The 11,958-nt window shown below is 45.7% G+C and carries 12 protein-coding genes; 5 read left to right on the top strand and 7 right to left on the bottom strand.

Annotated features, from left to right (window positions below):
• Position 1 precedes the first annotated feature (1 nt).
• The 6 genes from HGH91_RS10655 to gcvT form a co-directional block, all read right to left on the bottom strand.
• Positions 2–3,403, bottom strand: coding sequence for a SusC/RagA family TonB-linked outer membrane protein (locus HGH91_RS10655; protein ID WP_168738429.1), 3,402 nt, complete (start codon positions 3,401–3,403; stop codon positions 2–4).
• A 253-nt stretch (positions 3,404–3,656) separates the two neighbouring features.
• A complete protein-coding gene (locus tag HGH91_RS10650) occupies positions 3,657–4,844 on the bottom strand; it encodes a FecR domain-containing protein (protein ID WP_168738428.1) in 1,188 nt (395 codons plus the stop codon).
• A gap of 56 nt (positions 4,845–4,900) precedes the next feature.
• Positions 4,901–5,440, bottom strand: coding sequence for an RNA polymerase sigma-70 factor (locus HGH91_RS10645; protein ID WP_168738427.1), 540 nt, complete (start codon positions 5,438–5,440; stop codon positions 4,901–4,903).
• A gap of 279 nt (positions 5,441–5,719) precedes the next feature.
• Entirely contained in the window at positions 5,720–6,442 is a 723-nt protein-coding gene (locus HGH91_RS10640; RefSeq protein WP_168738426.1) for a 2-phosphosulfolactate phosphatase, read from the bottom strand.
• A gap of 16 nt (positions 6,443–6,458) precedes the next feature.
• Positions 6,459–6,932, bottom strand: coding sequence for an SRPBCC family protein (locus HGH91_RS10635; RefSeq protein WP_168738425.1), 474 nt, complete (start codon positions 6,930–6,932; stop codon positions 6,459–6,461).
• Between the two features lie 89 nt (positions 6,933–7,021).
• Positions 7,022–8,110: a glycine cleavage system aminomethyltransferase GcvT gene (gene gcvT, locus HGH91_RS10630; RefSeq protein WP_168738424.1), complete on the bottom strand. Its 1,089-nt coding sequence runs from the start codon at positions 8,108–8,110 to the stop codon at positions 7,022–7,024.
• Positions 8,111–8,312: 202 nt separating this feature from the next.
• Between gcvT and HGH91_RS31490 the strand changes: the two genes are divergently transcribed.
• The 4 genes from HGH91_RS31490 (at position 8,313) to HGH91_RS10610 (ending at position 11,222) form a co-directional block, all read left to right on the top strand.
• Positions 8,313–9,599: a M28 family peptidase gene (locus HGH91_RS31490; protein WP_168738423.1), complete on the top strand. Its 1,287-nt coding sequence runs from the start codon at positions 8,313–8,315 to the stop codon at positions 9,597–9,599.
• Between the two features lie 107 nt (positions 9,600–9,706).
• Positions 9,707–10,102, top strand: coding sequence for a nuclear transport factor 2 family protein (locus HGH91_RS10620; RefSeq protein WP_168738422.1), 396 nt, complete (start codon positions 9,707–9,709; stop codon positions 10,100–10,102).
• A gap of 12 nt (positions 10,103–10,114) precedes the next feature.
• On the top strand, positions 10,115–10,525 hold the full coding sequence (locus tag HGH91_RS10615) for a hypothetical protein (protein WP_168738421.1): 411 nt from the start codon (positions 10,115–10,117) through the stop codon (positions 10,523–10,525).
• A gap of 10 nt (positions 10,526–10,535) precedes the next feature.
• Complete coding sequence (locus HGH91_RS10610; protein ID WP_168738420.1) at positions 10,536–11,222, top strand: NUDIX hydrolase; 687 nt, start codon at positions 10,536–10,538, stop codon at positions 11,220–11,222.
• 131 nt (positions 11,223–11,353) lie between these two features.
• On the opposite strand, the gene HGH91_RS10605 is transcribed toward HGH91_RS10610, so the two are convergent.
• Positions 11,354–11,581, bottom strand: coding sequence for a helix-turn-helix domain-containing protein (locus HGH91_RS10605; RefSeq protein ID WP_168738419.1), 228 nt, complete (start codon positions 11,579–11,581; stop codon positions 11,354–11,356).
• A gap of 185 nt (positions 11,582–11,766) precedes the next feature.
• Here HGH91_RS10605 and HGH91_RS10600 point away from each other — a divergent pair, with 185 nt between their 5' ends.
• A complete protein-coding gene (locus HGH91_RS10600; RefSeq protein WP_168738418.1) occupies positions 11,767–11,958 on the top strand; it encodes a hypothetical protein in 192 nt (63 codons plus the stop codon).

Raw genomic sequence — 11,958 nt, 5'->3', positions numbered from 1 at the left:
TTTATAAGCCCGCACGAACAGTAAGTGAATACGTTCTTGCAAATGGATTACCCGTTCCGCGTTCTATCTGTATAGAGCTCACGCGAAACACATCGTTGGTGATTGCTGTTACCTGCAGGCTTCTGAAACCAATCCTTTTTACAAATGCACTGCGGTAGAAATTATAGCCCAGTGAGGCAGAGGAGAGGTTCACAGTATTATCATCCTGCACAAAACGCGAGGTTAGTAAGGTAACCGGCTTATCTGTTTTGATGGCTGTGTACCTACTAACATCGCCGGGGCCCTTCCAGCCAAGGTCATAGGCTCTCCGGTCCACATTGAAGCCCGGGTTTACTGATTCAACCCTGTCTATCAATGTTTGATTATATAGTTGTCCACCAAACTGGCAACTGAAGATCATGTTCAGTTCAAAGCCTTTGAACATAAAATTGGTGCCGAAGTTGCCATTCCACTTAGGCTGTGCAATGCCTACCGGCACCTTGTCTGCCACATTCCATATATATGTTGGCTTACCATCTTTTGACAGAAATACTTCGGAACCGGTAGCAGGGTCTACACCCAGGGACCGCACAGCATAAATAGTATTGGTAGACTGACCTTCCTGCAGGAGGATATTGGGCGTGGTTTGGTTGGAGCCGGCGTTGAGTTTATCATTAGACGCTTTCAGCTTGTTGGATATCTCTTTCAGTACATTCCTGTTCGTAATACCGTTCACATTTACGGACCAAAGCAAGCCATCCGCGCGTTTTTCCATGATTTTATAGCGTACAGAGAACTCGAATCCGGTGTTCTGTATCTGACCGAGATTCTCTGAATAGCTGGCAAAGCCGGTGGAGGGCGCCAGCGTTATTTGTGTCAGGGAGTTTCGGGTATTTTCGCGGTAAACATCTACCCGGGCATCCACTTTCTCTCGGAACAACACAAGGTCTGCTCCCAGGTTAGTCTTGTATACGCTTTGCCAGCTGAGAGTTTCATTACCCAGTCCGCTGAACACCGCGCCGAGTTCATTATAATAAGCGGTGCCCACACCAAATGTATAGAGGTTCTGAGCGCTGTAGGCGGGGATGTTCAGAGAGCCCGTAGAACCATAGCTTGCCCTGATCTTCAACCTGTTCACCACATCACTTTGGGTAAAGAACGATTCGTTGTGGATGTTCCAACCGATACCTGCAGACCAAAAGGTGCCGAATCTTTTTTTCGTACCATACTGTGAAGATCCGTCACGACGAAGGGAAACATCTGCCAGGAAGCGGTTATCATAGGTATAGTTACCACTGTAAACGACCCCCACACGTCTTATTGTGCTTTCATCGCCCGTAGGACGTGAGTTTGCCTGATATTGAGCGGCAAAAAGCAGGTTGTCTAAACGGTCGTAAGGGAAACCCTGTGCTACTAACTGATAATAATTATTGCTGTTGTTAGCGAAATTGAAGCCCAGCGTAGAAAAAACCTGGTGTGGCCCGAAAGAGATGTTCAGGTTACCGGTGGTAAGACTTTCATAAGAAAAACTATTATCGTTCCGCGCGGTATAACTACCCTTTTGTGATACATCTGTGATATTGGCAAACCGGCCATCCTGTGCGGAATAGAACTGGTCAGACGAACCACTTTGCCTATTCAGACTGAAATTGGTTTCAAAATAAAGAGAAGGCAACAGGGCATATCTTGCGCTGAAATTATTTGAAATACCGAAATACTGCGCACGGTTTACCGAGTGCAAAGTAGCATTATAAACCGGGTTCGTTTGCCTGTAAATGGTACCACTATAACTCAGATCTTCCAGCAAAGGCTTTACGTTACCAGTTCCATCGTAAGGTGTCCAGTAGGGATTCATGCGTACATAATCACTGAAATTACCATAGGGCGATTCATTGGCATTATTAGCCATGATCCGGATAGAGTTTCGGAACTGCAGCTTTTTGATCATGTAGTTCAGATCAAACTGACCGGTATAGTTCTTTCTGTTCTGCCCTTTCATCACGCCGGATTGCAGATCTGCGCCCAGCTGAAGGCCATAACGGATAGACTGGTCGCCTCCCTGCATATAAAGTGTGGTACGGTTGCTATAGCCATTCTGTACAGGAATAGCTAACCAATCTGTGTTCACCCCGCTTTTCATGGCGCGGTACCGTTCATAGTATAATGCTTCCAGCTTCTGCTGTAACTGAAGACTGGTGGATGAATAAACACCCGCTCTCTTCTCAAAATCCAGTTTCTCGGCAGCATTCAGCAAATTGTACACAGAAAGATCAGGAGTGGTCGCACGGAAATCGTTTGTTACCGTAACCTGCATTTTTCCTGCTTTAGGAGTTACTGTGGTAACTACCATCACGCCATTGGCTCCTCTTGATCCATATATCGCCGTTGCAGATGCATCTTTCAGCAACGTGATACTATTTATCAGGTTCATGTCGAGATCTACAATACGCTGCAGGTTTACTTCAAAACCATCCAATATGAATAAAGGCGCATTGGGATTATTGGAAAGCTGCCCGCTCAGATTGGGGAATGAGTTCTGGCCACGCATCTGGATCTCCGGCAGTTGATTAATATTGCCTCCTGCAACGTTGTTGGGTACAATCCTGAATGATGGATCCAGTGCTGCCACGGCAGCAAACACGTTATTGGCGCTTATTTTCTTGGCTTCGGCCCCGGAAATAGTTTTGGATGCACCTGTAAAATTGTTGATATTACGCTGGAAAATCCCCGTTACTACTACCGTTTCGATGCCTTTTACCATACGAGCCAGCTTTACGGATAAATTGCCGCCGTCTTCCAGCAATACCGTACTGCGCGTGTTTCCCTCAGTTTCCTCCCGTTGTCCATTTCTGCCCATTACGTACAACGGCTCTGGTACTACAGTATTACCAGTATACCTGGCAGATGTGGGCATATATCCCACAGCGGAGAACACGATCATCGCTTTTTCGGGAATGCCCTCCAGCTTGAATTGCCCCTGATCATTTGCCGTAGTAGCAATCCTGGTTCCCTGCACCATTATTGTAACACCGGGTACTGGATTTCCCTCGAGGTCCGTTACCCGTCCTGCTACTGTAACCGGCGGCGTAAGATTTTCAGTAGTTGCCACTGCAGCAGGTGCTCTATCTTTTAGAATAAAAATGGTTTTGTCTTCTAACCGGAAATAAAGAGGTTGCCCGTTAAAAAGAGATTTCAGGAAAACATCCAGGGGCGCCTGCTTCATGTTCACTGAAACCATTCGCGATGCTGTCATTTCCCTGATTTCGTTACTGCTGTAGAAAATGAAGTACCCGGTTTGTTTTTCCACTTCCCGAAGAACCTTGTTTATAGGAACATTCCTGCCAGAGAAAGAAACGGTTTGAGCTAAACTTGATGCCTGTACCTGGAGTAGTGCTCCCAACAGTATCATTACACTAAGCTTCATTACTAAAATAGATTTGGTTAGTCTTCGGCTACCGCAAACCAGGCCCAATAGTAGCCTGGTCCGGCAGCCATGCACATAAACTTTTTTTTGCATAACTTGCATCAGTTTGGTTGATATAAATAAGAGGTGTGCTCAAGCACTTTGGTCAGCTAAACAGCTTCCGGAAGTGGTGTCAACACTTCCGGTTTTTTAATAGGCATAATTAAGGTCAGATACGTGCCTCCGTCACTTGCTTTCTTTTTAATGGTGGTCGTTATTTAGTTATAATAAGTTTCCGGTGCTGTTCAATACGAAATTTCAGGTCTGTTTGGTCCAGTGCATCCAGCAACTTTTGCAGGCTGAGTGTTCTGCTTATTTTTCCATAGAAGGGTAGATTGGCAGGAACATCTTTTTCAATTACCACTTCAATATCATACCAGCGCTCCAGCTGTTTCATGGCTTCTGCCAATGTTACATCCTCAAAATTAAAAGCACCATTTTTCCAGGCCAGCACTTTATCTATCTCCACATTATCCAACACATTTATCGGCTGCGGGGCTTCGCGTAAAATGGCTTGCTGACCGGGGTGCAGGTTTACAGCAGCATTATCTTTTGATATCCGCACACTACCTTCGAGCAGTGTGGTATAGATCTCGCTATTATCTTCATAGGCATTAATATTAAAGCTGGTGCCCAGCACCTGCACTTTCGCCTTGTTCTTTACATTTACATAGAAGGGCGCCTGCGCATCTTTGGCCACCTCCAGGTAAACCTCTCCGGTTATCTCCACTTCCCGTTTATTCCCTGTAAATACGGTAGGATAGCGGATGGAACTAAAACTATTCAGCCATGCCTGCGTACCATCAGGCAGCGTCAACTGATATTGACGGCCCCTGGGCGTGTTCATTATATTATAGGCGATTTTAGTACCATTACCTTCGTAGTAGAGATTGCCGTTGACCACTTTCGCTGTAACACCAGACTGCAGGGCAATTACGCCGTTAGTAATGGTATCCAGAGAGACTTGCCTGCCATCTGACAACGTGAGAATCGCGCCTGCCTGACCTGCCGGAACATCCGTTACATGTGCAATTTGTTGAGATGAAGCTGGAATTTGACGGGAACGCCAGAAATAAAAACCAGCTCCTAATAACAACATAATGGAAGCCGCTGCCCACCAAACGCGAGGCAGATAAAAAGTACGGGCTGTTTTTCGCTTACCCGCTGAAACATACTCCTGTAGCCGTTCCCAATTGCGTTCCTTGCTCTCTTCGTATGCCCGGTATTCCTGTAACCTTGTAGCGAGGAAATCCTGGTTCTTCAATCGGGCATAAAGACGGGCATTTTCTTCGGATGCCGCCACAAATCGCGACAGCTCCTGCTTCAGTTCCCGGCTTTCGTCGCCCTGCAGCTCCCGAAGGACCCAACCTGCAACCTCTTGAATGTGGTCTTTCTCTTCCATGTGCTAGTAATTACAATCCGGAAATCAAAAATGGTGACAGCTGGAGAAAAAAAATTTTACCGGTAGAACAACAGATAGAACACGACAATACCCAGGCTGCTGCGAAGACCCACCAGGGCCCGTTTCTTTTGTGTATTAACCGTATTTTCTGAAATACCGAGTAATTCCGCGATCTCGCGGGCTTTATAGCCTTCAAGGTAAGTGAGGATAAATATCCGCCGGCGTTGTGCAGGGAGTAATTCTATTGCATTATATAACCGGCGAACTAGTTCTTCTTCTGTCATAATAGCGTCGAGGGAAGCCTGGCTGTAGTAGCTATCCTGTAGATTGCGCTCGTTGGACTGTATATACTTCCGTTTCTTGAGATAATTCAGGGAATCATTCCGAACGGTGAGGAAAAGCCATCGCCGGAGATGCGTCATGTTCGACAGTTCAGGGGGGCGCTCATAGAGCTTGGCAAAGGTGCGCAAAGTGATGTCTTCTGCTTCAGCCATGTTTCCGGTCAGCTTATGTGCAAAATCCATCAGTGCACTATAATACATATCATACAATTTCCGGAATGCAGCATTCTCTCCTTCTGCAAGACGCAAAAGCAACTCATTCTCGTTATATGACTGATTGGCTGACAATACTGGTTATATACGCTGCAAACTATAAAAAATTATGAGAAAGTACCAGCCTTATGCCGGGTAATAATTTCGATTCAATCATGGATGCCAACTAAAATCAACATAATTATTCCTGGCGTATTTCGCCATGGTCAGGATTAAGTTGATTATTTATTAAAAAATTAGCGAAGACCAGCACGGATATCCGCATCGGTCTTCGCTAATCCTCTAAAATCAAAACTATTCTTGAAAAAAGTTTAATACAAACTACCCGGCAATCAGTTCCCCATCCCTGAACAACGGCAGCACATTAGCGCCATCCGGTGTGAGACAGTAGTGTATATCTTTTTCCAGCCCGTACTTCGCTAAACGCTGGTAGTGGGAGGCCTGTTTCATAAAAGTATAAATATCGTCTTTGGAGGAAGTATAAAGGGCTTCAGCGGCAATAGCGGAATCGCAGTTAACGTCAAAATGTTCCTTAATACGGTTCACCACTGCCCCCGCAAAGAGGGTATCTTCCATGTTGACCCGGTCTTTCCAGGCGGCACAACCCAGGATAACGTTTTGCTTTTGCGCCACCAGGTACTCGCACACTGCGCTGATGTTAGGAAAAGACCCTGTAATGATCTGCACCGCATCTTTGGCCATATGCAATAACTTGGTACCATTGGTAGTAGTAAGTACCAGGGTTTTATTTTCTATAAACTCGCGCGGATATTCAAAAGGAGAGTTGCCGTGTACCAATCCTTCTGCAATTTTGCCATCTCTTTCGCCAGCGGTAATGCCACCAATAGCGCGGCCAATATTCACGCACTCTTCCACGCTGGCCACCGGGATTACCCGGGAAGCGCCATTGTACAGGGCAGTACAGATAGTAGAAGTAGCCCGCAACACATCGATAATAACGACAATGCTGCTTTTCACATCAAATAAGTGTAACAATGCCGGGGATAAACACACTTCCAGGCTGGGTTTATTGCTTTCTGTCATTCAAATGCTTTTAACTTTAATCAAGGATCACTCTCCACTTCTCGCTTTCGGCAAACTCCTTAATAGTATTATTTCGCTCCTGCAACAGCTTGGTCATATACTTTTGCAGGTAAAACTTTTCAAATACTCTTCCAAACCAGCCATAAGGTGTACCAAAATCCATGATATCGATCATGACAGTACCGTTGCCGATTTCTTTAAAATGATGCTCATGACTCATATGGGTAAAGTCGCCATCGGTCATCTCATCACTAAAAAACTCATGCTGTCGCATCGCAGTGACTTTGGTGGTTAGCTCCCTCATCTTTCCGAGGTGTTTAGCCCGCCAGGTCACGGTTTCGTTATAAGCAATCAGGCCGTTGATGCGACCTTTAATCGCTTCTTCCTGCCGGTGCGACATGCTTTTCTTGTGCAGCGTAATGCTCCTGCTCAGGTCAAAGACCCGCTCCAGCGGAGCATGGATAACGGTAGTTAAGTGGATAGTAGGCATAGATATGGTAGTAAATATAAAAATTTCGGTGCTCCGAAAACTTTCAGGCACCGAAATTAACAACTTTTAGCCGGCTATTCCTATTATTCCTAGCTAAGGAAAGGTACTTTTACCACTTTTGCTTTCAGGGCCTTGTCCCTTACCGCAATAAATATTTCAGTGTCCTGTGCGGCAAATGGCGTATTTACATAGCCCAGGCCGATAGCTTTTTGCATAGAAGGCGACTGTGTACCGGAGGTTACACGGCCAATCACATTACCGGCAGCATCCTTGATTTCGTAATCGTGACGGGGAATACCCTTATCTACCATTTCAAAACCAACCAGCTTTTTGGTAACGCCTTCGGCCTTTTGTTTTGCAAATATTTCGCTGGAAGTGAATGGTTTGGTGAATTTGGTGATCCAGCCCAAACCTGCTTCCATAGGGGAAGTAGTGTCGTCAATATCATTACCATAGAGGCAGAAGCCCATTTCCAGGCGGAGGGTATCGCGAGCGCCTAAACCAATAGGTTTCAGTCCTTTAGGACCACCAGTGGCGAAAATAGCCTCCCATATCTTATCTGCTGCACCGTCGGTATCTTCAAAATAAATTTCGATACCACCTGCACCGGTATAGCCTGTAGCGCTGATCACCACATTAGGTACGCCGGCAAAGGTGCCTTTGGCGAAAGTGTAATATTTCATATTTACCAGGTCCACGTCGGTGAGTGGCTGGAGCATGCTGGTGGCGTTAGGTCCCTGGATGGCCAGCAGGCAGGTTTTGTCGGAAATGTTGTGCATTTCCACGTTGTTGGTATTGAACTGGCTGATCCAGTTCCAGTCTTTTTCAATATTGCTGGCGTTTACCACCAACATATATACTTTGTTTTCTTCAATGCAATATACCAGCAGATCGTCTACGATACCGCCCTCGTTGTTGGGCAGGCAGCTGTACTGCGCTTTACCGGCAGTAAGTTTGGAGGCATCGTTGCTGGTAACGCGCTGGATCAGGTCCAATGCATGTTCGCCCTTTAAAATAAATTCGCCCATGTGGCTTACATCGAACACACCGGCGTTTGTACGTACCGCCTGGTGCTCGTCGTTAATACCAGTGTAGGAAATAGGCATGTTGTAACCCGCAAAGGCGGCCATCTTGGCGCCCAGCGCAATGTGTTTCTCAGTAAAAGGCGTGTTTTTCATACTTTGTTTTTAAAACGGGGCAAAAATAGCATTTTGAGAATTACCAACCTTACACTCTATTTGGCGAATGACGGTTTTCAGACGAAAGCAATGTATTATAAATACTTAAAATACAATGATATAGTCAAAAGATCTTCTGACAGATTTGGCCATTCAACCAGGGTAATTCGTAATTTTGCCACAACACCCAAATCAGATTGCTGTGAAAAAGATCACCTGGCTGTTACCACTGGTAGTTGTTACCTTCCATGTTTATGCCCAAAGAAAAGAGGACAGAAAAACCCTTGGTAACCTACAACTACATATTAATTACCTGAGCAGCAATAAGCTGGAAGGCCGCAGCACAGGCGCTCCCGGCGAGCAACTGGCCGCCGCGTATATTTCCGCTCAGATGAAACAAATTGGTCTCAGCCCCAAAGGGGAGGATGGCTTTTTACAGCAATTTACCGTCAAAGAAAGCAAGGAACCCGCTACCAGTTGCCACCTGGCCATCAACGAAGATAAACTGGTAGCCGGCCAACAATATCTCCCCCTGCCTTTCAGCGCAGAAAAATCGGTCAAAGGAGAAGTAATGCCCAGCGTAAATGAACCTGACAATATCTGGTTTATCAACGTGGCAGAAATGGATACCGACAGCCGGAAAACGCCCCTGGAGCAGTACCTGCACCAAACACAGATAGCTGAAAAGTCGGGCGCCACCGGCGTAATATTTTTTAACGGGAGAGAATCTATTGCCGAAGTACAGCAATGGCTCGATCAACATCCCGCCGCTACTGGCATTCCAGCGGTATGGGTTAGCAGGGAAATCAGCAAAAAGCTGGGCGCCGACGATGCCGGCAGCTTCCAGGTAAATATGCAGATTGCCTTTAAAGCCACCAAACGTACCGGTACTAACGTAATCGGCTATGTGGATAACAAAGCCCCCCATACCATCATCATCGGCGCACACTACGATTTTCCCGGCTGGGAAAGTACCGCTAAATCAGATGATAATGTAAGCGGAACAGCCGCTTTACTGGAATTAGCCCGCCTCCTGGCAGGCTCCCGTCTCCATAACAATAACTATGTGATTATCGCCTTTTCCGGGAAGGAACAGGGACTATATGGCTCTAAATACTTTGCCTCCCATAGCACCGTAAACCTGGCCCAGGTAAACTATATGATAAATATGGATGGCATCGGGCAACTCAACCCAGGTAAGGCTTTACAGATAGGCGGAACAGGCACCTCCCCCGGATGGGCCGCCATCCTGCAGGAAGCCGCCACCAACAAAGAGCTGCCACTGGCCTACGACTCCACCCTGGCAGCCAACTCTGATCATGCGTCCTTCTACAAAAAAAATATACCAGTACTTTATTTCTATACCGGAACGGCTACCTCCGACGACAAGATAAATTATACCGGCACCCTCAACATCCTCAAACTGGTATATAACATCATCGATAAAACAAATAATAAAGACAAGCTGGCCTTTACCAGCGCCCAATAATCACCCTATAATTACGAACCACTCAAAATTTGAGAGTTACATATAGGTGCGAAATGTATATTTTCGCATAAATACGCTATTCGTAATATTTCAATTTATCCCTTTAAATGGAAGAGAAACTGGCGCTTATATACCGGTATTTCCAGTTGCTGGAAACTTTTTCAGCAGATCCCGTTGAATTTGCCAGGATTTTTCATCCGAACATCATTCAGACTGAATATCCAAACCAGCTCTCGAATGAGATCAAACAACGCAATTTTGAGATCATGCTGGAAAGCATGGCCACCAATAGAATAATTTTGAAATCCCAGCACTTCAGCGTGCTGAAAGTAGTAGAATCAGGGAATACCCTGGTAGTAGAAGCCAAATGGACCGGTGAAATAGGCGTAGATGCCGGGCAATTCCGCCGGGGCCAGGTGATGAAAGCATTTATTTGCACCATCATAGAATTTCGCGATGGAAAAATTTACCGTCAGCGTAACTATGATTGCTACGAACATTAAACTTATGTACTCATGAAAAAGATATTATCACTCCTCACAATGACCGTAGTGCTGTTTGCCTGCAACAGTGCCCGCAACAAAGAACAAAATACCGACCGGTCGGCGTATGACGTTATCAACGAAAAATGTTACGTATACCGCGAGTTTAAACCCGCCCCCGGCGCATTGACCGACTCCGTACTGCAACTCCGCAAGCAACTGACCGATTACCTGGACCAGCACCAGTTCAAGGCCCATATGGCCGGAAAAGACAGCCTGCTCTTCCATCGGCAGAATGGCCAGGAAGTAATCATTGAACTACCTACGCCGCAAGATATCTGGGAACAAAGCACCATTATCGTTTTTGACCCGGTAAAAAATCCTTTGTTCGTAAATTTGCACAAAGGCACTGCCCAGATAGAACAATATATACAAGCAAAATAATCAGAAAGGTTTGCCCATTATACAAAACATCAGACTGACCGTAGATGCGGTAGTATTTGGATATATTCCCAAAGAAGGGATCGTAGTGCTGCTCATTAAGCGCACCATTCAGCCCTATCTGCATAGCTGGGCGCTGCCCGGCGGCTTCGTTCTCAACAATGAATCGCTCGAAGAAGCCGTTACCCGCGAGCTGCTCACAGAGGCCGGCGTAAATATCAACTACCTCGAACAACTATACAGCTTTGGGCTCCCTGGGCGCGACCCCAGGGGCAGGGTAGTATCCGTGGCCTACTTCGGCCTGGTAAACCCTACCAACTTTAAGCTGGCAGCCAGCTCCGATGCCGAAGATGCCAGCTGGTTCAATATTAAAGATCTCCCATCCCTGGCTTTCGATCATGCTACCATCATCGATGTAGCCGTGCAACGCCTACGCAATAAAATCCGCTACGAACCCATCGGCTTCGAGCTGCTGGATAAAAAATTTCCCATCGCCGACCTGGAAAAACTCTACGAAACCCTGCTGGACCGGCCTATAGACCGTCGCAACTTCCAGAAAAAAATAAACCACCTGGGGATATTGATTGCCCATAACGAAAAACAAAAACAGGTATCGCAGGGAAGACCCGCGAATTTGTTCAGTTTTGATGAAGAGAGGTATTTTAAGCTGAAGAAGGAAGGGATGACGTTTGAGATATGACCTGGAGCTCCGGCAATTAACACAATTGCTTTCATAGCCCCTGCCTTTTTCTTATCCCTCGAATTCGAGGGGATTAAAATCAAAGACTATTTGAGCCAGCTATTTCCCCTGATGAGGAACAGGGCTCGATTTTATAGATCAAAGAAAACCCCTGGATGCACCTCCAATACTTCTGCAATAGCTTTTAATGTAGAGTAGGTGGGGTTGACCTGACCTTCTAATATCCGCCACACCTGGGAGGTACCAATTCTTGCCAATCGCGATAATGCTTTATCTGTAATATTTCTTCCCGTTTTCAACTCACGGATTTTTATGCCGAGTTTCTTTAAATCTTCCTTGTTTCGGTTAACTGCCAACATTGGATGAATATTTCATCTAATTTAAAAAATGACTGCTTACAAGATGTCAATGAAATGTGAACATTCACCGTTCTGGGTATTCATTCTTCTTTGTTTAAAACCTTAAACGTTTCGTCATACAAATAGAATAGAGCTGACTAAAGTAAATATTCCTTAGTCAGCTCATATTTCATTAAATTGATACCATGTCGAATACTTCCAAACAAACAGCTGTTGTTTCCACGAAAAATGAAAAATCGCTGGCAGAGAAGATAGTGGAGTCTATGGTAGCATCCTTCAGCATTGAAGGGATTACGATCTCTCCTGAACAAGCAGCAGCAGTGCTCAAAAAACGAGTATCAATTGAGCAAACGTCCAAAGCTGTAAGAAGAAAATAA

This window comes from Chitinophaga eiseniae (assembly GCF_012641265.1).
Taxonomy (GTDB): Bacteria; Bacteroidota; Bacteroidia; order Chitinophagales; family Chitinophagaceae; genus Chitinophaga; species Chitinophaga eiseniae_A.
This window is presented reverse-complemented; position numbering and strand designations above follow the sequence as displayed.